The 21,919-nt window shown below is 45.5% G+C and carries 18 protein-coding genes; 2 read left to right on the forward strand and 16 right to left on the reverse strand.

Translation table 11 applies throughout. The features are described from left to right. Positions 1-100: 100 nt before the first annotated feature. The gene (locus ACSQ8P_RS25945; RefSeq protein WP_436237825.1) at positions 101-1,003 is read right to left on the reverse strand and encodes an ArsR/SmtB family transcription factor; all 903 of its coding nucleotides are present in this window, start codon (positions 1,001-1,003) and stop codon (positions 101-103) included. A gap of 147 nt (positions 1,004-1,150) precedes the next feature. On the opposite strand from ACSQ8P_RS25945, the gene arfA reads away from it, so the two are divergent. Both arfA and ACSQ8P_RS25955 read left to right on the forward strand, forming a co-directional pair. Next, positions 1,151-2,662, forward strand: coding sequence for an arabinosylfuranosidase ArfA (gene arfA, locus ACSQ8P_RS25950; protein ID WP_436237826.1), 1,512 nt, complete (start codon positions 1,151-1,153; stop codon positions 2,660-2,662). A 162-nt stretch (positions 2,663-2,824) separates the two neighbouring features. After that, entirely contained in the window at positions 2,825-4,453 is a 1,629-nt protein-coding gene (locus tag ACSQ8P_RS25955) for a glycoside hydrolase family 26 protein (protein ID WP_436237827.1), read from the forward strand. Here the strand turns inward: ACSQ8P_RS25955 and ACSQ8P_RS25960 are convergent. From ACSQ8P_RS25960 to ACSQ8P_RS26030, 15 genes are all read right to left on the reverse strand, one after another. After that, a complete protein-coding gene (locus ACSQ8P_RS25960) occupies positions 4,450-4,920 on the reverse strand; it encodes a type II toxin-antitoxin system VapC family toxin (RefSeq protein WP_436237828.1) in 471 nt (156 codons plus the stop codon). The genes ACSQ8P_RS25955 and ACSQ8P_RS25960 overlap by 4 nt on opposite strands. A 13-nt stretch (positions 4,921-4,933) precedes the next feature. Next, positions 4,934-5,236 (reverse strand): hypothetical protein, encoded by a 303-nt coding sequence (locus ACSQ8P_RS25965; protein WP_436237829.1) that lies wholly within the window; start codon positions 5,234-5,236, stop codon positions 4,934-4,936. Positions 5,237-5,292: 56 nt separating this feature from the next. Further along, positions 5,293-5,802 carry a shikimate kinase gene (locus ACSQ8P_RS25970; protein WP_436237830.1) on the reverse strand — a complete coding sequence of 170 codons (510 nt, stop codon included), beginning with the start codon at positions 5,800-5,802 and terminating at the stop codon, positions 5,293-5,295. Between the two features lie 82 nt (positions 5,803-5,884). Beyond that, the gene (locus tag ACSQ8P_RS25975; protein ID WP_436237831.1) at positions 5,885-6,655 is read right to left on the reverse strand and encodes an arylamine N-acetyltransferase family protein; all 771 of its coding nucleotides are present in this window, start codon (positions 6,653-6,655) and stop codon (positions 5,885-5,887) included. 63 nt (positions 6,656-6,718) lie between these two features. Next, entirely contained in the window at positions 6,719-8,011 is a 1,293-nt protein-coding gene (gene murA / locus ACSQ8P_RS25980) for a UDP-N-acetylglucosamine 1-carboxyvinyltransferase (RefSeq protein ID WP_436237832.1), read from the reverse strand. 19 nt (positions 8,012-8,030) lie between these two features. Beyond that, a complete protein-coding gene (locus ACSQ8P_RS25985) occupies positions 8,031-8,669 on the reverse strand; it encodes an FHA domain-containing protein (RefSeq protein WP_436237833.1) in 639 nt (212 codons plus the stop codon). Between the two features lie 203 nt (positions 8,670-8,872). Continuing rightward, positions 8,873-11,305 carry an RNA polymerase recycling motor HelD gene (gene helD / locus ACSQ8P_RS25990; protein WP_436239606.1) on the reverse strand — a complete coding sequence of 811 codons (2,433 nt, stop codon included), beginning with the start codon at positions 11,303-11,305 and terminating at the stop codon, positions 8,873-8,875. 251 nt (positions 11,306-11,556) lie between these two features. Continuing rightward, positions 11,557-12,981, reverse strand: coding sequence for an aldehyde dehydrogenase family protein (locus ACSQ8P_RS25995; protein ID WP_436237834.1), 1,425 nt, complete (start codon positions 12,979-12,981; stop codon positions 11,557-11,559). Positions 12,982-12,989: 8 nt separating this feature from the next. Next, the gene (gene gabT, locus ACSQ8P_RS26000) at positions 12,990-14,345 is read right to left on the reverse strand and encodes a 4-aminobutyrate--2-oxoglutarate transaminase (RefSeq protein WP_436237835.1); all 1,356 of its coding nucleotides are present in this window, start codon (positions 14,343-14,345) and stop codon (positions 12,990-12,992) included. A 372-nt stretch (positions 14,346-14,717) separates the two neighbouring features. Further along, entirely contained in the window at positions 14,718-16,331 is a 1,614-nt protein-coding gene (locus ACSQ8P_RS26005) for an extracellular solute-binding protein (RefSeq protein ID WP_436237836.1), read from the reverse strand. 26 nt (positions 16,332-16,357) lie between these two features. After that, a complete protein-coding gene (locus ACSQ8P_RS26010) occupies positions 16,358-17,233 on the reverse strand; it encodes a carbohydrate ABC transporter permease (protein ID WP_173119501.1) in 876 nt (291 codons plus the stop codon). A gap of 27 nt (positions 17,234-17,260) precedes the next feature. Next, entirely contained in the window at positions 17,261-18,229 is a 969-nt protein-coding gene (locus ACSQ8P_RS26015) for an ABC transporter permease (protein ID WP_436237837.1), read from the reverse strand. A 99-nt stretch (positions 18,230-18,328) separates the two neighbouring features. Further along, complete coding sequence (locus tag ACSQ8P_RS26020) at positions 18,329-20,107, reverse strand: sensor histidine kinase (RefSeq protein ID WP_436237838.1); 1,779 nt, start codon at positions 20,105-20,107, stop codon at positions 18,329-18,331. Beyond that, positions 20,104-21,198 (reverse strand): response regulator transcription factor, encoded by a 1,095-nt coding sequence (locus tag ACSQ8P_RS26025; protein WP_436237839.1) that lies wholly within the window; start codon positions 21,196-21,198, stop codon positions 20,104-20,106. The genes ACSQ8P_RS26020 and ACSQ8P_RS26025 overlap by 4 nt, the downstream gene beginning before the upstream one ends. Before the next feature lie 425 nt (positions 21,199-21,623). Further along, complete coding sequence (locus ACSQ8P_RS26030; protein WP_436237840.1) at positions 21,624-21,782, reverse strand: hypothetical protein; 159 nt, start codon at positions 21,780-21,782, stop codon at positions 21,624-21,626. Positions 21,783-21,919: the final 137 nt, after the last annotated feature.

Genomic DNA, 21,919 nt, shown 5'->3' on the forward strand with positions numbered 1-21,919 from the left:
ATAGGTGATCGTTTCTTGATCACTACTATTTCCTTATTTATCCTTTAACTCCTTCGTGCCCTGCACTTTTTTCTTTCACCCATTTTCGTTATCTCTATACTCATTCATAGAAACATCTCATCCAGATATCTTGCTCGTAATTCCCAAATCCTTTACCAAAAAGCGTTAAACCCCCACGTCCACGCTTGGTATCCTTCGCGCTAATTCGAAATACCCAGTACTTCGGATCAACTCGCAGATCCATGATGTTGATATCTGAAAGACGTTGACCATCCATATACGTACCGTTGTCCGTAATACGAAGCACCTTCAGCAACCCATACTGATTCACGTCCGAGTGCCACCACTCAGGGGTCAGCTTCCCTCTCGTCTCACCATAGTCGCCAGGGCTTGTCCATGTACCCAGCTGTGCCCCATTCAGTGTAAAACAAATATCTGAGGGCCAGTTTTCATTCACTTGAGGAGCTTCCGATCCAATTTCCAGCGAAATTTCTATTTCCTTTAAACTGTCATCTTTTAACAAGTAATTGGGCACTTTATACTCGACGTATCCTTTCGCAAACCAAAGAATACCTGCATCTACCCTTTCCGGATCCATAAAATAGGTCGGATTATCATAGTGGCCAATGATCTTCTCGGTAGTGGCAAGTCCACATGTCGGCCATGCTTCATAATCAGTATAATGACCTATCGGCACGGACACTTCCTTATATTTGTGCAACGATGTTCTTTCTGGAGAGAGCTTGATCTGCAAAAATGACGTATTCACGAAGCAAAACTTATAGGTTCCACCGTTAACTCGCTTCATCTTGCTCCCTACAAGACCTGCTTGCTCGAGTTTGTTCACATGGCTGCTCACAATCGCATTACTGAGATAAAGCTCGGCAGCGAGTTCTTTAATATGCATTTCTTTGATGAATAGTTTATCTATGATTTTCAGGCGAACTTCGCTCGCCAATGCTTCGTACACCTGTAGAGACGCAGCATCCGTCTTTAGATACATCCGTTAGCACCCCTTAGAATATGCAATTTTATTAATCCTACAAAATAGGTATTGAACATTTACTCCATTATGATCCATAATGTAAGAGAAATCAATGATTTTAGAATTCATAAATAAGCTAATTCTTAATATAAGGAGCGATAACTCATGTCTTTACGTTCACAAATGCTCATCGACAAAAATTTTATTAAAGCCCAAATTGACCCTCGTCTATATGGATCCTTTATCGAACACCTGGGACGGGCTGTTTATGGCGGTATTTATGAACCTGGTCACCCTACCGCAGATGCGAACGGCTTCAGGCAAGATGCAATTGAAGCCATCCGTGCATTGCAAGTTCCGATTATTCGCTATCCAGGAGGCAACTTTGTTTCCGGATATAATTGGGAGGATGGGGTTGGACCTAAGAAAGACCGTAAGCGATTGCTAGAGCTCGCTTGGTGGACAACGGAGACGAATGAAGTCGGTACCAATGAATTCGCGGATTGGGCGAAATTAGTTGGTTCCGAGGTTATGATGGCGGTCAATCTCGGCACACGCGGCATTGACGATGCCAGAAATCTGATCGAGTACTGTAATCATCCGTCCGGCTCTTACTATAGTGATCTGCGCATTTCCCATGGCTACAAGGAACCTCATCGTTTCAAAACCTGGTGCCTTGGCAATGAAATGGACGGGCCTTGGCAAATCGGCACGAAGACAGCTGTTGAGTATGGTCGCCTCGCGAATGAAACCGCAAAAGTAATGCGTTGGGTAGATCCTTCCATCGAGTTAGTTGCTTGTGGCAGCTCGTCAAGCGGCATGAGTACATTTGCAGATTGGGAAGCTACCGTTCTGGATTTGACTTATGAGAATGTTGATTATTTGTCGCTGCATGCCTATTACAATAATAACAACAACGATACAGCGAACTTCCTTGCCTCATCACTTAATCTAGATCAGTTCATTAGCAGTGTCGCATCCATTTGTGATTATGTGAAAGCCAAGAAGCGCAGTAAGAAAAAGCTTATGCTCTCCTTGGATGAATGGAATGTGTGGAACACCATTGGAACCAGTCGCGCAACAGAACGCTGGCAGATTGCTCCACCAGAATTTGAAGATGTGTATACCCATGCAGATGCACTAGCCGTTGGCTGCTTCCTTATAACGTTGCTCAAACATGCTGATCGTGTCAAAATGGCTTGTATGGCGCAATTGATTAACGTTATCGCACCGATTACGACAGAAACAGGTGGTCCTCTGTGGCTGCAAACGACTTATTATCCATTCCTTCATGCTTCCATTTATGGCAGAGGAACAGTGCTTCATACCGTCAATTCTTCACCCAAATATGATTCCAAAGATTATACGGATGTCCCTTATCTGGAATCGATTTGCGTATATGACGAGGAGCAGGGTCATATTACGGTATTTGCCGTCAATCGTCATCTCTCAGAAGCCATGGAACTGGATCTCGACATCCGCAGCTTCGGCGATGTTAGCTTGATCGAGCACATCGTGCTTGAACACGAAGACCTGAAAGCGGTGAACACGAAGGCTAACCCACATCATGTTACGCCACATCGTGGCGGTCTATCCGTTCTTGACAATGGACACGTCAAAAGCAACCTTGCCAAAGCATCTTGGAACGTTATCCGTCTTCAAGCCAAAAAAGGATAAGTCAGTTTCTAGGTATAATAAACGAGGGTTTCCCAAAAGCCATGCATGTGGCGGTGGGGACCCTCGTTTTAATTTACGCGGACAGGAGGTTATGCTCCATTGACCGACTCTCAGGTTTGGGCATACAATTATGAGGAATCCCCTTTGAGAGGAACCTGTATCATGCGAAATAAAGTTGCCTGGGGGCTTACAGCCCTTCTCGGCTTGGCGAGCTGTATCGCGCTTCCCTTACTTGTAATGAAGACCGACGGCGATACGCACGAGCCAAAATCACTTGATGCCGTTGCCAGGCTGGATAATCCTCCTGCCGCTGCCCCTCCTTTACGACCTAAGCAGCCAGATATATTAACCTTTTGGGTCAACCAAGAGAAGAAATCCGAGCAAGCTGGACATACAGAGACCGCCGCAGAATATCGCAATCGGATCGATGTATACGCAGCCGGACTTCCTTCGGTGCCTCCGTTTACGCCTAATTGGCCTAATATCAAGACACCTTCAACAGATATGGAACTCTATCTCCGCGTTCCGATGCCAGCTCAATCCGTTCAGTCCGTTCAATCCCTTAAACCAACAGAATCAGCGATCCCTGCAACTTCCAAGCTAGCCAAACATGAGCCTGCATCGGGGGTTTATATCGGTATGCTCGGCGCAGATCGCAGAGTCGGCTACGATGTTACGAAGATTGAAGATGTCTACGGTCGCAAGCACGCGCTGTATTTGTCTTACGTTGGCTGGCGTAAAGTACAAACCGATACCAATACTTACTTCCCCACGCGAACAGCAGAAAGAGTGAAGGAACTTGACGGTGCACTTCAGATCGGTTGGGAACCGCGGTTTGGCTTAGACGATGTGCAGGATGATGAATATGTTCGTCGTTTCGCACGTGAAGCCAAAGCCTCCGGCATACCCATTTTCCTGCGTTATGCTTCAGAGATGAACGGAGCTTGGGTGCCATGGCACGGCGAGCCCCAGAAATATATTCAGAAATTCCGTCTTATTCACGACATTATGGCCGAAGAAGCGCCTAATGTCGCCATGGTGTGGTCACCTAACTTCTGGCCGCCGGATACGATCGACAGCTACTATCCAGGTGACAACTACGTGGATTGGGTTGGTTTCTCGTTATACAGCACCCCTTTCTCAGCAGAAAAAGAGCAGCTAAAGGGCACCGTGATCGATACCTTCGCTCCTCTTTATAAACGATATAGCCATAAACCTATTATGATTTCTGAGGGTGCTGTTGCTCATACGTATTTGCCAACTAACCAGGCTTACTGGAGCTGGGCAGAAAGCCAGTTAGGTTACATGTATGGTCTGCTTCCGCGATTATTTCCTCAAGTTAAAGCCATCACCTACTTTAATTTCAGCAAAGCTCAGGTGATTCGAACCAACGGAAGTTATGTCTATGACATCGGGGAAAATCCATTTATGGACGGGTATTATCAAAGACTGATCGCATCTGATTGGTTTCTAAGCAAGGTAGAGCCAGGGGCAGATCCCATTCAATACCGCTATACACCAGTCATAGAACGTTCTCTGCCTACTGGTCAACAGACCGTCCTTGTCTATCCCAAGCTTGCGAATGAACAGGGGAAACCACCCTTTGCAATCGCCATTTACCAAGGCAATCAATTCCTTGGCGTCAGTTATGAAGCTCCATGGGAAATCGACATTGGGGTTCAAGCTGAATCAGCATCTTGGTACGTGGTGGCTTATAATGACAAAATGGAAGTGACTGCTGTCAATTCGGGCGTTGAGCCTATCACTCAAACAAATTCAATCACGCCTTAGCTGCCGAAATGATAGGATGGAATAATGCGCATATCCTTATCCAAATTAGCTAGCATCATGAAATTACGATTGAAAGTAAAAATGCGTTTTACCTGGTAATACGACATGGTCACAGCCGTAAGGGCTTCGCTGAGAGAGAATCGGAGCTCTGGCCTGTCCATTAATAATCTGCGCGATTCCCCCTCAAATTCAGGGCCGCTTGAGATGACCGCCAATTTGCCTTTACTTACTGCTTTTTCAATCGCCTTCAGAAAATATTCCGCCTGCTCGTAGCTGTATTCATTACGAAGCCATTCGTGGAGATCGAATACAATGGAGTTCGTCGTCATGTAATTACGTTCAAGATCATGTAAATCTAGGAACATGGAACGTGCTTTAGCATAGCGTGGGTCTTCAGGGTTCATTAAAGCGGCTAGAGCTGTTTCATCCAGAAAAATAGCATCCTGAATATTCAAGTGATTATCCATAGATCAAACCTCCTTAATCCTCTTGTTTGCAAATACCATCCAAATACAGAAGCGGATTTGCTTCCTTTTGATCCACAGAGATGGGGGTTAATTCGTAAGAGGCGCTTGCTAGATATTGAGCAATGAGTCCATTGACGATTGCTTGTACGGTTGTATGCTGCAGATCAGCGATTTCTTTCAGCTGATCAACATATCGTGGGTCGAGCTCAAGCATGTTTTCTTCTTGTTCCACACTTCTTGAAGAAATGAACTCGGATGCGGTAGACTTCGCTTTTTCGAATTGATGATGAATGAAGCGTTTGTAATTGTTCGCCATCGTGATTCACTCCTTATGCAATAACTTGTATACAAATTCGTCGAAATTCGTCGATTTCAGGGGGTACTTAGGCTCTCAACAATCTCACTTACGCAATGTTCAATATTCTTACTCGTGCAATCAAGCGTTACATCACAATACTTCATGTATAGAGGAATTCTTTCATCATAAACATCCTTAAGACTATTCCCATTCTTCTTTACAATGCCCCTGGTTGTAATATTCGTTAGTCTCCGTTCAATTTTTTCATATGGAACATGCAAATAAATAATCCGCCCACTTTGTCGAAGGACTTTCATAGTTTTGTCTGAATATATAACACTGCCACCTGTAGAAATAATAGAATTTTCCAGTTGTAGTCCCGACACGATTCTTTCTTCGACTTCCATAAATGCATCGATTCCATCGGAATCAATTATTTCTTGTAACAACCTACCTTCCTGTTGCTGTATCACTATATCTGTATCCACGAAATTCATGCCTAAAGCTTTAGCTAATAATACACCTAGCGTGCTTTTCCCAGCGCCTGACATACCGATAAGTACGATATTCCTAGCATTTTTCACTATAAAATGCCTCCAATCTTTCCCTGATAGTTGAAAAAGGCAACCGAACCACGAGGTCCGCTGCCTTCTCACACGCTTCTATTTAGCTAAGTCGAATGCCAAAATACGTTAGCAAAGCTTCTTTATACGCTTCATTCGTTTGAGGCGTGAAGGTTCTTACGTCTGTAGCGCTGAATATGCGGAACTCCTTGTCAGCAAGTGTATGCCTTCCCTCTGGCGTGCGTATCGCAACGATCGGGTACTTGTTGAAAATCGAATCTGGGGCTTTTTCACACCAGAAACTCGCGAATAGGTAGTCTTTCGGCAGTTGAGGCTCCTCAGTGAAAGAGTAGATGCGATGCCATGCTTCCTTCTTCTGTTCGCAAAGCACCCAGCCATCCTGGGGATCTCTCTCAAGGCGGTAGCTCTCATCGCCTTGTTGCTGTACAAGATCTTCGATAAAAGAAAGGGGCCTGCGGGGTACAATCCCGCCAACCCCAACATCGCAGAGGTAGTGGGCGCCTTCGGCTTCTACCTTCAAGACGTGATGACGCCTTTTGGGCGGTAGATTCGGCTCATCACGCCAAAATCTGGCGACCAAATCCGTCACCGTGTAGCCGAGTTCACGAAGCAGCCAACCGAATAAGGCATTGGTTTCAAAACAATACCCACCACGCTGGCGTATAACAATCTTCTGATACAGTTCCTGCGGATCAAGAGATAAAGCTCTCCCTTCGAGAATATCCAAATTCTCATAGGGAACCGTGTGCAGATGTCGTTCCTGCAGGTCAGCTAATGTCTTTGCGCTGCCATCGAGCGAACCATGAAAACCGATGCGATCCAGATACTTCTCAATTTGAGTGTTTAAATTCATTAGAGTGAAGACACCGTCCTTATTTGAGTTACTCGCTCGTATGGAAATGGATAAGGATAAGTTTTACCCTTGCATGTGGATTCTACTGGAAAGCTCCTGTGCATCCAACTCGCGCATTGAGAGCTTAGCTCCGATGGATCTAAAGCTGCCAATAACGTCCTCATAGCCGCGCTCGATGTGCTCAACACCAGTTAGAAACGTGCTGCCCTCCGCCGTGAAACCAGCCATCAGCAGACAAATACCTGCGCGCACATCTGTCGCATGCACCCAACCGCCTCGCAAGGGGAGTCCGCCGCGAATAAATGCAGATTCTTGCCGTATCTCTATGTCAGCGCCAAGCCTTCTCAACTGCGCCACATGAGCGAACCGTTTTGGATACACGCGATCGGTCACGATACTCTTGCCCTCGGCCTGCAATAGAAGCGCAGTCATAGGTTGCTGTAAATCGGTGGCGAAGCTTGGATACATGCCTGTGCGAATTCGCGTTGCTTTCAGAGAACCTGAACCGTAAGCCGTGATTCGATTTTCACCGCATTCCACTTGCAGTCCGACTTCCTCCAGCTTAGCTAGACAGGAACCAAGATGCTCTGGAATCACATCCATGACCGTCACTTGTCCCCCGTTGAGCCCAGCCGCCATCAGAAAAGCACCAGCGATCAACCTATCTGGAATTACCGTGTGGATGCCTCCATTCAAGTAAGGGACACCTTCAATCCGAATACGATCCGTACCAGCTCCATAAATCCGGGCTCCGAGTTGATTCAGGAATCTTGCTGTATCGCATACCTCCGGATCCACAGCCGCGTTATGCAACTGCGTACGTCCTTTTGCCAACACAGCCATCATCATCGCATTCATCGTCGCACCTGAGGTAATGGTATCGAAATAAATGTCCGCTCCCTTCAACTCTGCGGCTTCGACTTCGTAGTAGTCCTTGAAGAGCCGCACCTGAGCTCCAAGTGCTTTGAACACCTTGATATGCTGATCGATCGGTCTTGAAACAAAATCGTCACCACCAGGTAATCCGATCGTGACTCTGCCGAATTTGGACAGCAACGCGCCTACAAAATAATAAGACGCTCGGTAGCTCGATGCTTTGCCGGGATCAATGACGGAGCTGTGGATCCAGCGTGGGTCAATAGTGACTTGACCGCCTGCTTGTGAGAGCTTCAGGCCGATATCTCGGCCAATATCCGCGATAAGACGGACATCATCTATGTGTGGAATACCCTCTAATGTTACGATATTATCTGCCAAACAAGCAGCTGCAAGTATGGCAAGAGAACTATTTTTTGCTCCTGGTATGTGTACGGTTCCGTTTAGTGGGCCTGAGTACTCCGCTTGTATATACTTCATGAAGGTATCCCAACTTTCGTTATGACGATTTCAATTCGGATTCGAGCATATAACCGCCGCCGCGCACGGCACTAATGAGAAAGGTATCTTTTCCGTATTTTTTGCGCACCCGATAGACAAGGGCGTTCAGTTCGTCGAGAGTCACATCCGAGAAGCCTTCTGCTCCCGGTGATCTTTCTGGCCATACCTTGGATTTAATTTCCTCAAGCGGGACGAGTCGGTTTGTATGCTCATGCAGCATACGGATCAATAGATATTCTTTTTCTGACATAGGGATTCGCCTGCCCTCCACCACACACTCCCTTTTCTCCCAACTTATTTCTAAAGGGAGTTTGGGGATTTCTAGCTGTCTGGTGATGCTGAGCGGTTCGATTTCAAGAGTTTGATCAGCAAACATATATGAAAAATGGATGACGCTCATCCCTTTGGCAAGCCTAATAATATCAAAATTGTTCAACGGATACGGGGTGTGCGGCGTTAGTCGTACGCCGTTAATCTCTGTGCCGTGGCGACTACCCAAATCATAGAGCACCGCCTTGTCTTGCTCCTTGCGAATGATGATATGCTTTCGGGAAATAAAAGCGTTCGTGAAAGCCAAATCCGGCGTTAATTCATTGGATACCCGGCCAACCATTGTTTCATCCTCGCTCAAATTCACGCAAGTGCCCGCTCGATAGGGCTCACCGCGTACGACATATAAGCATGCAAAGTTTTCCAGTTATGTCCCCTCCGTTTGCTAATGCAGCTTACCAACTATCTTGGGAAATAGCCCCATTACTTATCGTAACTCAAACTGTAGGTGAATAAAACCCCTTCACACTGACGGATCGCTCACATTTCAGTCATAATTATCTTTATTTATTAACCCTCTACCTCATATAAATTCGGATTCAGTGACTGGACAAATGGTGTCCACTCTCCTGTCGTATAGAGTAGCAGCCGGTGCATCGCGCGCGTACAAGCCGTATAAAATAGCTTACGTTCGCTCTCTCGATTATACACTTGTGATGAGGCATCATAAATCAATACCGCGTCGAACTCGACCCCTTTGGCGAGGTATGCGGGTATGATCATCGTCCCTTTCTCAAAAGTTGATGTTTCCTTCGTAATGAGTCGCAGCGCCCCAGCGCCGTGTGATACCAAAGCTTCATACGCCTCCTGGCTCTCCGCTGCGGTCTTCGTAATAACGCCAATCGACTCGAAGCCCTCTGCCTTTAGTTCAGCGAGATGCTCGATAATTCGTTCCGCTCTACTCACATTATTGCTAACCTTAATGAGGTGCGGCTTCTGGTCACTCCGCTCAAAAGGCACGATTTCTACGCTAGGCAGCAATGCCTTCGTAAACTCCACAATCTCGCGAGTGGAGCGATAGCTTCGAACAAGGCGAATCAGATTCGTTTCATGTTGGCCATATAGCCGAATTAATGGCGAATCCACCTCGGATAGATTGGTCGCCTGTGGGAAGATCGCTTGGCTAAAATCTCCGAGCACGGTCATGTTGGCGCGGGGAAACAGCTGCTTGAGGAAGTAGAATTGGAAGGGTGAATAATCCTGTCCTTCATCGACAAATACATGCCGCACACTCGTGTTCCTCCGAGTCCCCTCTACGAATTCTTTCAAACACAAGAACGGCGCTGCATCCTCATAAAATAGTTCGTGTCTACTCAGCTTTTCCTTCGTTTGCCTGCAAATTTCCGTCCAATGTTCCGGCACCTCATGCTCGTTCGTCATGCTCCGATATATGGCCTCATCACTGAACAACTGATCGTACAAACCGATGATATCTATAAACTTAAATCGCTTTACGTCATTTCTCAAAGGCTTATAATGCTCACTCACGATCATTTTCCGAAGCAGCTCTTCGATTTCCTGCATGGCAAAATCAACATCATGCTCTTCGTCCTGCTCCTTGCCAAGAAACTGTCCATAATCATCCAGAAGCTGCTCATTCATATGGAGGACTACTTCCTCTTCTTGCTTATACTTCTTGAGCAACTCTCTGTAGGCTTCGGCATATTGCTCGTTGTCGAGGTAATCGAGTTCATCTTGAACCCAATGCGCTTTTTGTTCTTTACGCTCGAGCGTTGTCAGCCTTTGCAGGATCCATTCCTGTAAAAGAAGGACTCGATTCGCCAGACGGATGGTAGGGTCAAAGCTATAAAATTGTAATTGAATCTGTTCCGCGGTAATTAACTCACGATCCTGGAATTGGATGCCGCGGAACAGCATGCCTTCTTTCCCCAGCCATAACGCGTATTGCTGCAGGGCATGGAGAAAAGCTTCAGATGCTTTATAGTGAATCCCACTTCGTCGTGCTTCATACTCGTGAGAAGATGATGACGTAAGTATATATTCGATCTGCTCGAACGGGCTCTCCAGCTGTAACGTGGATCCAAGCCAATAGACCAGATATTCTTGAATGGTCGTCTGCTGCATGTTCTCTTCACCGAGCTCAGGAAGAACCGTTGAAACATAACTGTTGAACATGGGATTCGGGGAAAAAAGTACTATCTGGTCCGCTTTAAGCTTATCGCGGTGCTTATATAATAAGTATGCGGCTCGCTGCAAAGCTGCTGACGTCTTGCCACTGCCGGCCGCTCCCTGTACAATAAGCATTCGAGTTTTATCGTTGCGAATGATGGCATTTTGCTCCTTCTGAATGGTCGCCACAATGCTCTTCATTTGCGAATCTGCACCTTGCGCAAGCACTTGTTGGAGCAATTCATCGCCGATGGTTACACTCGTGTCGAATACACGCTTTAACTGACCGTCTCCGATGTGATATTGCCGCTTCAGCGTCATCTCCCCTGCAACTCGACCCCCTGGCGTTTCATAGGCAGAAGCCCCTGGGGAATAGTCGTAGTACATACTGGCAATGGGTGTTCGCCAGTCATACACCAGGAAGCTTAAGCCGTCAACATCCACGAAAGACGAAACGCCGATATAAATTTGCTCGCTAAAGCTAAGGCCATCTTCTTGAAAATCAATACGCCCGAAATATGGCGACGGCAGCAACCGCTTCATGCTCTTCAACCGTTGCATCCGCTGCTGGTGACTCCGCTCCCGCTCCGATAACAACGTTTCTTGCTGTCTTATACTATAAAATGCTTCCTCGAAATCTTCATGCGTGCTCGTGTTGATCGACACTTCTTCCCAAAAACGCTTACGGAAGTCCGTTACCTGATCGCGCAACCCGACAACTTCAGGTTCAATTTCTGCGATTGTAGATTGTAATTTTTCCGTAACTATATCTAATCGCTCTTGTTCTTGCTGCCATTCGTTCGCCTTAATCATCTTCACGAACACGCTCCTTTTGGGTCTTGTGTGAAAAAAGCAAAATAATGTTTGACAACCTGCCGTTCTTCATGCTAAAATTTAATTAAAGATAAAATGTTATAACTATGCTCAAAATAAATAGAAGACAGCAATGGTCTTTGTATTCTAACATAAAGCCACGTTGTCTGTAAATATATGATTTAGCAAGAAGAACCGGCATTTCTGCCGGTTCTTCTTTTTTTGCACCTAACTCCGTTGTTTTCCCACACCTATAACTTAATTGAAATGAACTTCAACTCCGTCAATTCCTCAACCGCATATCGGATACCTTCCCGTCCGAATCCACTTTCCTTCACACCCCCATAGGGCATGTTATCCACGCGGAACGTAGGGAAATCATTAATCATCACACCGCCTACTTCCAACTGCTCAGCAGCACGCATCGCGGTACGGATGTCATTCGTATAAATGCCTGCTTGTAGTCCATAGCGAGAATGGTTAACTTCCTTAATAGCTTGATCCAGCGAGTTGAAAGAGGAAACCGTAACGATCGGTCCAAACACCTCTTCACAGGAAACAGGCTCATCAGCAGCTACGTGCGTTAAAATGGTTGGTGGGTATATCCGAGAATTCAGCTCTTTGCCGCCCGTGATCACAACAGCTCCATTGGAGACCGCACTGTCTACCCAATCCTGCATCCGACGAACTTCTTTCTCACTAATCAGCGCAGATACATCCGTTGTCTCTTCTAGCGGGTCACCAATTACCAATTTCTCCACTTGCGATTTAAATCTATTTAAAAAGTCATCATGATGAAGCTCATGGACGAAAATCCGCTGAATTGAAATACATACTTGACCACTATATGAAAATGCACCGAGCACACATCGGCCGATTAACTCATCTGTAATCTCGTAGGCTTTGTCTATCAGTAAAGCTGAATTCGAACCTAACTCTAAGGTAACTCGCTTTAAGCCGGCTTTGTTTTTCATAGCAATCCCGACGGCAGGACTACCTGTGAAGGTAACAGCCTTCACCCGTGGATCGCTCACGAGCTTCTCTCCCACAACCGCACCGGGTCCAGGTATAACATTCAGTGCCCCCTTCGGAAGTCCAGCTTCTCGAAAAATTTCTGCAAGTACCAAGGAAGAGAGTGGCGTTTGCCCTGCAGGTTTGAGTACAATCGTGTTCCCCGCCGCGATCGCAGGGCCAACTTTATGTGCTACCAAATTAAAAGGGAAGTTAAATGGCGTTATTGCCGCGATCACACCCAGCGGTTTGCGCATCGTAAAGGCAATGCGTCCCTCTCCGCCAGGAGCTGCATCCAGAGGGACCGTTTCTCCATGAATTCGACTTGCTTCCATCGCAGCGAATTTATACGTTTGAATCGTCCGAGCAAGTTCACCTCGCGCGGTCTTGAGCGGCTTAGCTGCTTCCATAGCCACGAGACGGGAGAGCTCCTCTTTCCGCTTTTCTATTATTTCAGCGACTTTATTCAAAATAGTCGTACGTTCGTGCGCAGGCATCTGGGCCATGACCGGTGCAGCTGCTTGCGCAGCTTGGATCGCTTCATCCGTTTCTGCTTCATTCGCATACCCCACGTCTGCAATCCATTCACCTGAAAAAGGTGAGTAAAGTGCTTCATAACGAGCAGCTTCTTTCCATTGTCCGTTAATAAACAAATGCCTTATCATCTGCACTCCTACTTTCTATCTTGGGCATATTGGTCACGAATAACATGTTGGATGATATCAAGACCTTCAGCAAGTTCTTCATCCGTAATTACGAGTGGAGTCAGAAAACGAATCACATTACTCTGCACCCCAGCGCTTAATAGGATGACCCCTGCTTCATAGCAGCCTTTTTGAATCGCAGCTGTATTCGCTTTATCAGGTTCTTTCGTATCGGGATGTACGAATTCGATTGCACACATCGCACCTAATCCTCGCACCTCGGCAATATGCGGGATTGTCTTCTGTAAGTCCGTAAAGAATCCACGGATCGTCTCACCGATAACACGTGATCGTTCTACGAGATTCTCGCGTTCCATCTTCTCGATAACCGCCAAAGCCGCCACACATCCCAGTGGACTTCCACCATAGGTCCCACCGATTTCGCCAGGTGCAGGCGCATCCATAATCTCCGAACGTCCCGTAACTGCCGATATCGGCAAGCCTGCCGCAATGGATTTGGACATCGTCATCAAATCGGGCTCAATCCCAAAATGTGTCGAAGCGAACATTTCTCCCGTACGTCCGAAACCTGTTTGAATTTCATCGGCAATAAACAGAATTTGTTTATTTTTGCAAATCTCATATATACCTTGAACGAATTCCTTTGGAGGAACGATGAAGCCACCTTCACCTTGGATCGGCTCCATGATGACCGCTGCTAACTCCTCCGGTGCAACCTCGGTAAGGAGGAAATCCTGAAATTGCTGAACACAATAAAGCGCATAATCTGTCTCCGACATGCTTGGCGGACGATTCAACGGATACGGAAATTGTGCTTTGTAGGTGGCCGGAGCAAACGGACCCATCTGGAACTTATAGGGTCTGACCTTGCTTGTAAGCGACATGCCCAAGAGTGTCCGACCATGAAATCCTCTTGAAAAGGAGACGATACCTGATTTCCCTGTAAATTTCCTAGCAATTTTCACTGCATTTTCAACCGCTTCTGCACCGCTATTTAGAAAGATGGTTTTCTTCGGGAAGCTGCCTGGCGTAATTTGCGCCAATTTCTCAGCAAGTTCTAGATAGGGTTCATACATAGCGACATGAAAGCAAGGATGAATGTATTTTTCAAGTTGCTCTTGAACAGCTTTGACAACTTCTGGCGGGCAATGGCCCACATTCAGCGTTCCGATGGCACCGGCAAAGTCAATGAACACATTACCATCCACATCATAAATCAAAGCCCCTTCTGCCTTTTCAACAAAAATGGGTGTATTATTGCCAACACCTCTGGGTACGAATGCTTGTCTTTTATCCATGAGTTCTTGGGTGCGGCCACCCTGTAACTTGGAGGGTACTGAAGCAAATTTACGTGCGATTTGCATGTTCATCTTCCCCTTTACATTCATATTTTAATTTTCTTTATTTGTAGGGTGACTACAACTACTTTCTCCTTCATTTTATGACAGTAAAGATAGGAATACGATTGTGTAAAAGATAATAAATAGGGAGATCTCCGTCAAATCAAGTTATCCTCAGGTTTAACCAAAGTGACGTTTATACGCAAGTGTTGAATTTATGCCGTGTACGCGTAGTGGTAAAATAACGAAATTATCAAAGATGGATCGTCAAAGATGCTCTTTTGCATTTTTCCATAAATGCATCCATACACCACCCATGCCATGATGACGGACCCCTAGCGTGGCCGCCTAACAAAAAAAGAGCAGTTCCCCATTCAAGGTGAACTGCTCTTCTTGCTATTTCTTATTCAATTTATCATAAATAGCTTTGCCTTCTTTGGTAAACCAATCCTGCGATGCTTTGATAACATCTTGTCTGCCGGCAGCATCCGCCTTTTTAAAATACTCATCCAATGCTGTAAGCGGTAATGCACCGTTGATGATTTTGGCAACGTACTCATTTCTCAGGTCGATCAACGCTCTCCCCTTGGCAAGCTCGACTTCCGTCTGCGGTCTGTACTGGTTGATATTGAATGCCGTCAGCTGGGCACCCGCTTGGGCAAAGCTTTTCATAGCTGGCTCATATCCGCCAAGTAATGCGTTAGGCAGCCAAATGTCCGGTGTATTCCACATTCTGTAATACAGTTTATAGATGATCTGATCATAAGCAGGCTTCTTCGGACTCAGCGCGCCGTTTACCATGTCATAGTGAACGCCTTCTTTGCCGAAATTCACAAACTTCTGCAGATCTTTATCTTTCAAATAAGTGTTCAGTAAATCCACAGCTTCATTCGCATTTTTCGAACTTTTAGGAATGATATAGAAGTTGGATACAGGAGCAGGCATTGCATAGCCTTTTTGTCCGTCTTTTCCTTCTACTGTAGGCAAGAAGCTTAACTTCGCATTAGCATCTGTTTTACTTAAACCTGCCTGGTAGGTAGCAGGATCCCAGTAGCCTGCGTACACGGCTGCTGCTTTCCCCGACGACATTTTTTCGGTCACTTGCTGTGTTTTGTTGAATAGGTACTCATTGTCAATCAAGCCTTCTTTGTAGAGTTTATTCAGGTAGGTCAGCAAATCCTTCAGATTCACATCTTGTGCATCAACCAACTTGCCATCCTTAACAATGAAAGGGACAGCGAGGTTATTTATGCCGGACATTCCAAAAGCGGCGGTAATGACATCTAGCCCATCAAGTGGATTCCCGTTATTGCCAGCTGCTGCTACGTAAGGGATGGTTCCCTTTCCGCTTGGATCTTTGTCCTTCATGGTTTTTAAGAAGGTATATAACTCGTCGAGGTTTTTAGGCGCCTTCAGTCCTAGTTTATCCATCCAATCTTGTCTAGCTAGAAATCCTGCACCTAGATCTACATTTTCAAATTTCTGAAAAGGAGGGACAGGGATGGCATATTTCTTTCCTTCCAGCGATACGGCCGTCCATGCATTCTCGGTCACTAATTTATCGACCTCGCTGCCGAATTGCTTGATCGCATCGTCCACTGGCAGGAGAGCTCCCTGTGCGCTGAAACGTTTGAAAATATTCAAATCATTCGTATAAATCAGATCATACACATCACCAGAGGCAAACATCAAATTGTACGTATCCAATTGATTCGCAGTCGGAATGACATTCCATTCTATATTCGTGTAACCAGTCTTCTCTTTGATCATGTTCAAAAATTGGTTATCGTTTGCGCTTGCTCCTTGCTCGTATCCCTTGACTCCGGCATTATCGGGAACGGCGATTCTGATTTTGGCCGCCTTATTCAGTTTTGGGCCTTGGGTAGCAGTCGCCTCTTTCGTTTCCTTGCTTTCTGGCTTCGCTTCATTACTGCAACCTGCAAGAGATACCGAGGCTGCAAGTGCTACTAGTAATGTTGTCGTGGACCATTTGTTTAATCTTTTCCGCATCTTTATTTCCCCCTTCAAATATGTAGCTATTGTTTAACAGCACCTAGCGTTAAGCCTGTGACAAAATACTTTTGTAGAAAAGGATAAACGAGCAGGATCGGTATCGAAGAAACGAAGATGGCTGCGGCTCTAAATGTCTCCGATGCGATATTAGCCAATTGCTCGGGATTTTCCAAACCGTTCTTATTGGCTGCGGCCACTACGTTTTGCAAAAATAAAGGTAGAACTTGAACCTCTTTTTTCGTTAAATACATTAAAGGGTCCATATAGTTGTTCCAAATCCCTACTGCGCTGAAAATCGCAATTGTCGCAAGCAAAGGCTTGGAGATCGGAAGCATGATGCGGAATAAGATGGTAAGATTGCCAGCTCCATCAATTCTCGCAGATTCCTCAAGGCTATAAGGCAGAGACTCAAAGTAATTTCGCACCAGAATCAAATTGAAAGCGCTCACCATCCCGGGGATAATAAGCACCCACAGATGGTTAATTAATCCGGTATTTTTGATGACCATATAGGTAGGGATCATTCCCCCGTTGAACAGCATCGTGAACACATACAGAATATTGATCGCTTTGCGGCCTACCAAATCCCTTTTTGCAATGGCATACCCCACACAAGCTGTAAAAAACACTTGAATGGCTGTACCCAACACGGCGACGAACAAGCTATTCGTAAAAGCAGTACGAAAATCAATGCCCGATAATAACACTTGATAAGCTTTTAACTGAAAGCCCATTGGCCATAAGCTAACCTGACCGCTGACGACATAAGCTTCCTCACTAACCGATTTCGCTAATAGTGTGATAAACGGTAGGACGCAAATGAGACCTACTGTTATCAACAAAGTGTAATTCACAACCGTAAATACCTTTTCCCCGGTCTTCATCCTCTTGTCGAACAAAGCTATTTGCTCCTCTCTGCTGATTATTTACCATATCCCTCGGTTCGAATACTTGCGACTAATCTTATTGGCCGTAACCATTAAGGTAAATCCAATAACGGATACAAACAAACCGACTGCGGTTGTATAGCTGTAACTACCGTTCTGAATCCCTTCGCGGTATACATAGGTTCCGATGACATCCCCAACATTGTATACAAGGGGATTGTACAGCAGTAGCACCTGTTCTGTATCGCTGCCCAATAAGGTAGACACCCTTAGAATAATAATGAAGACGATCGTGCTGGATATGCCAGGGAGCGTAATATGCCACGTTTGTCTGAGCTTACCTGCACCGTCAACGCTGGACGCAGCGTACAGATCGGGATCGATTGACGTTAAAGCAGCCAAGTAAATGATGGCGCTCCAACCGGTTTCTTTCCAAGCCGTTGATGCGACGAGAACACTTCGGAAGTAGCTATCATCGCCAAGAAATGAAATCGGCGAAATGTCGAATGCCTTCAGGATGCCATTGATAATGCCTGTACTTGGGGACAGGATATCCACAAAAATCCCTGCAATAACGACCCACGATAGAAAATGTGGCAGATAGGTAAGCGTTTGCGTCATGCGTTTAACCAAACCCGACCTGACTTCATTTAATAGCAGTGCCAAGATAATGGGCAGAGGAAACTGAAAAATAAATTTGAACAGATTGATCAGCATCGTATTGCTCAACACGCTAAAAAATTTAGGATCGGTCAACAATGTTCGAAAATGAGCCAGCCCTACCCACTTGCTATCCAGTATGCCGTCGAATACCCGATAGTTCTTAAATGCGATGACGATCCCCAGCATTGGGACGTAGCTGTAAATCAAAAGCACCAGTAAGGGGATCGAAATAATCAGATATAAGTCTAGATTATGTACGATTCTTGCCTTCAGGCGATTTTTTGTCTTGGGGATCACACCTGCGTCTAGAGATTTGATCGCATGGGAGGGTGTAATCTTTGCCATTTCATCACCTCAACTCCTTGTTGTATAGCTTTATTTTACGTAAATTGACCTATAAGCCACAACAGGACAGAAGTAAGATATCACTGACAAAAATACGGATTATACGCTCCCCGAAGTCTTTAACTTTGCAACTGCACGGCAGCCATTGCCAGGTTCACTGTAAAACTGCAAGCCGCATTCCTCACCATAATAGACTTGTATACGCTGATGTACGTTCTTCACGCCGTACCCTCTGCTCTCCGTTTCAAACAGTTCCTGAAGCCTCTCTACCGTTATCCCGACGCCATCATCGATAACCTCCAAATACATATAGACGCCTTCCTGATAAGCACGGACCATAATTGTCCCAGCTTTCCCTTTTTTGGGCCTGATGCCATGAATAACTGCGTTTTCAACGAGTGGCTGTAAAATCATTTTGATCATGATCTTCTCTTCCAGCCCCTCTTCGACGTCCGTTATGAACTGGATGGCTCCTCGATAGCGGTAATTGATGATCTGCATATACTTGCTGACCTCCATAACCTCTTCAGCAACGGAGATATGCTCCTTGCCTTCGTTCAAACTTAACCTCAAAAACTTAGCAAGTGATTCCGTCAATTCTGCGATTTCCTTCGCGTCTATTCGTAGGGCGCTCCATTGAATAATATCTAGGGTGTTATACAAAAAGTGCGGGTTTATTTGCGCATACAGCAGTTTCATTTCCGCCTCTTGTTTGCTAATTTGTGCCTGGTACACCTCTTCGATAAGAGCTTTAATTCGCGTGCTCATCTTGTTAAAAGAGCGCTGCAGCCGAGCATATTCATCATTTCCTCGAATATTGTCTTCTGTCTCAAAGCTCCCTTTTTCTGCATGTTTAATAAGCTTCACTAGCTTTTTCAACCTTTTGGTAATGCTTCCTGAAATAATGAAGGCAGTAATGATCGCGATAATCGAGACTATCCCCGCCAAGCCGAGCATGAAGTTCTGAATCCACCTACTGTTCATCCCAAGATGCTTCTCCGTCATGAGCAGTGCAATTTGCCAATCCAGACCTTTCGCCTTGCTGAAGACAGCATAATTGGTTCTCTCCGCAGGTCCGAAACTGACAATCCCCTCTTCCTCTTCCGGCAAAGACTTCAAAAAGAGGTCGCTTACACCGCTACCCCCTGCTAGTAATTGTGTATGTCCTATCCGCTTGTTAGGGGACATGACAAGCGTTTCCGCTCCATCTGGAAGCCGAATATCATTCAGAATAGACCAAATAAATTTGGCATCCAGCTCCACCATCAAATAGCCAAGAACATGCTGAAATCGGTTGATATCCTTGATCTCTTTTATAAAGAGAACCTCATCCCCTTGAACGATGCTTAGATGTTCCACGTCACTTGCATAGAACCACTTTTCTTTGATTTTGCCTTCCAAAAGTGGCTGTAGACCAGCTTCAAGTTGAAGCTGATCTATACCAAAAAAATTAGGGCTAGCCGAAACGAAGGTTGGGTTTCCTTTCATAAAATAGCTAACCTTAAGCACATTGCTCTTGCCCACGTAATTGCTCACATTTTTGTTAAGCAGATTGAAAAAATCAATCACTTCCCCCGAAGTCAAAGCTCGTTCAGATACCGTTCTTAGAATGAGTTGAATATCATAATTGCTTTGCGTCAGATCGGCAATGTTATAGGCAGTTTCAATGCCGAAGGCAATGTTTTTCTCGGCCTGCTTCAGGGTTTCCAAATAAGCCTTGCCTGTCTGTTCAACCACAGATTTATGAATCGTAATATAGGAGAAATAGACCAATACCATAACCGGAATAATAATTAGAATTAAATAAGAAATAACCAGCTTGGTCCGCAAATTGATGTTATAGTACATGCCACTGAGCTTGTTTAGCACTTTTCTCATAACATTTTCTCCCGATATTCCATAGGGTTGACGCCCACCACTTTTTTAAAAATTTTGGTAAAATAGTGCGTGTCCTGATAGCCGACCTGATTGGCTACTTCATATATTTTGATTGAGGCGTCCTTGAGCAGCTCCTGCGCCTTCTTTAATCGTACATGCGTGATATAATCGTTAATCGTGTGCCCTGTTTCTTTTTTGAATAACGTTTGAAGATGCCCTGGAGACATGAATACCTCTGCCGCCAGCTGCCCAATGGTCAGATTCTGATAGTAAATCTTATGAATAATCCCCTCAACATCTCGAATAATTCGTCGGGACTTGCTGTTTCGCAACTCATTGGAAGCCATCTCCAAATAGATCAGCTTTTCGAGCACAAACAGCTCGATTTGCTGAGGGCTCTGCATCGTTCTGAATTGGTGCAAGGACTCTTTCACCTCTTGCGCAATGGCAGAATCTACAAGCACGGATGCTTTTCTTATCGCTTTAATCAGCAGCTCACTGCATATGGTCGTTAGGAACAGCATGCTTTCCATTTTCAATTGTCGAATCGTAATAAAGAGCTGCTGGACCTCAGTCGTTAGTGCGTCTGTTTGCCCTGTGCTGCACAATCCTACGATCTTCTCTATGGAATCCACAATCACCGGCAACCCCGTAGATGAGATGCTGCCTGAATAATATTGGCTAACATCGTCCTTTAATTGCTTCTCGGCTCTTTCTTTATCCAACTTGGCGACAACTTTGGCTACTACCTGCTTTAATTCCTCTCGATTAAAAGGTTTCAATATATAATCAATCGCATCCAATTTAATTGAAGCCTTCACATACTGAATGTCTTGATGAGCGCTTATCATGATCACCATTACCGCAGGCTGCTCATGTTTCAACTTGTCTACAAATTGAATGCCGTCCATCACTGGCATCACAACATCCGTAATCACGATATTTGGCCGCAGGTCGCGGGCAACGAGCAGAGCTTCCGCCCCATCTTCCGCTTCCCCCGTAATCTCGATACCCAGACTATCCCAATCGATGAGATCTCGCAGGCCTTCCCTCGAAATATAATCGTCGTCGACAAGCATCATTGTATACATGGGCAGGGACCTCCTTGGCAATTTGAGAGCGTTCTCTTAATTGTATCTTACTGCGATAGATTTGCTCAATCAGAATGTAGAGTAATCGTAGGGTAAGAGACTTCTTGTGAAAATTAAACTTTCTCAATCATGAACGAAAGCTACGTGAAGAAAAAGTGGGAAATGAGAAAACGGAGCCCGCAAAAAAACAAGCACGGCTCCGTTTCTGTTGTTCAAAATCTACATGAACAGTCACTCATGCGGCGGAGGAAGCTTTTCCGTGGTCTGGTTATAAGAGTGATTCTCTCTGTCATTTACCATAATCCCCTTTGCTCCGATTCACATTAATCTACCTGAAATATTAAGGCCCTAAATACGCCAGTTTCACGTTATCGATGATGATAGTTCCAGGTTGGCTGCCGTATATCCCAAAGCCGACGACCGCATTATTCAGTACGCTCGAGAAGCTCAGGGTCGCGCCGTTCGGAACCGTCAAGGTCGTACCCGTTCTCGAAGCCTCCGTTCGTCACATTCAGCGTCGCTGCCGATCCTGCTGTAGGTAATGCGAGTAATAGACCCAGCACCAACAAGCCCCAGAGCCACACCGATTTTTTCATGATCATCAATTCTCCCCATTCATTTAGGATTTGGATTAGGGCAGCCCTGAATCGCCAAGTTGACGAACCAAGGCTGCCGTAAACGTTAATATACGATTATCGGTTATGAGGAACGCTGAACGCCG

The organism is Paenibacillus sp. LjRoot153 (assembly GCF_964253085.1).
Taxonomy (GTDB): Bacteria; Bacillota; Bacilli; order Paenibacillales; family NBRC-103111; genus Paenibacillus_E.

What these genes read in the sequence shown, in the direction of transcription:
- ACSQ8P_RS26020 (WP_436237838.1), bottom strand. Translation starts at nt 20,107, where the DNA reads ATGAGAAAAGTGCTAAACAAGCTCAGTGGCATGTACTATAACATCAAT.
- ACSQ8P_RS26005 (WP_436237836.1), bottom strand. Translation starts at nt 16,331, where the DNA reads ATGCGGAAAAGATTAAACAAATGGTCCACGACAACATTACTAGTAGCA.
- ACSQ8P_RS26015 (WP_436237837.1), bottom strand. Translation starts at nt 18,229, where the DNA reads ATGGCAAAGATTACACCCTCCCATGCGATCAAATCTCTAGACGCAGGT.
- murA (WP_436237832.1), bottom strand. Translation starts at nt 8,011, where the DNA reads ATGAAGTATATACAAGCGGAGTACTCAGGCCCACTAAACGGAACCGTA.
- ACSQ8P_RS25995 (WP_436237834.1), bottom strand. Translation starts at nt 12,981, where the DNA reads ATGATAAGGCATTTGTTTATTAACGGACAATGGAAAGAAGCTGCTCGT.
- helD (WP_436239606.1), bottom strand. Translation starts at nt 11,305, where the DNA reads ATGATTAAGGCGAACGAATGGCAGCAAGAACAAGAGCGATTAGATATA.
- ACSQ8P_RS25955 (WP_436237827.1), top strand. Translation starts at nt 2,825, where the DNA reads ATGCGAAATAAAGTTGCCTGGGGGCTTACAGCCCTTCTCGGCTTGGCG.
- gabT (WP_436237835.1), bottom strand. Translation starts at nt 14,345, where the DNA reads ATGCAAATCGCACGTAAATTTGCTTCAGTACCCTCCAAGTTACAGGGT.
- arfA (WP_436237826.1), top strand. Translation starts at nt 1,151, where the DNA reads ATGTCTTTACGTTCACAAATGCTCATCGACAAAAATTTTATTAAAGCC.
- ACSQ8P_RS25960 (WP_436237828.1), bottom strand. Translation starts at nt 4,920, where the DNA reads ATGGATAATCACTTGAATATTCAGGATGCTATTTTTCTGGATGAAACA.
- ACSQ8P_RS25945 (WP_436237825.1), bottom strand. Translation starts at nt 1,003, where the DNA reads ATGTATCTAAAGACGGATGCTGCGTCTCTACAGGTGTACGAAGCATTG.
- ACSQ8P_RS26025 (WP_436237839.1), bottom strand. Translation starts at nt 21,198, where the DNA reads ATGTATACAATGATGCTTGTCGACGACGATTATATTTCGAGGGAAGGC.
- ACSQ8P_RS25965 (WP_436237829.1), bottom strand. Translation starts at nt 5,236, where the DNA reads ATGGCGAACAATTACAAACGCTTCATTCATCATCAATTCGAAAAAGCG.
- ACSQ8P_RS25975 (WP_436237831.1), bottom strand. Translation starts at nt 6,655, where the DNA reads ATGAATTTAAACACTCAAATTGAGAAGTATCTGGATCGCATCGGTTTT.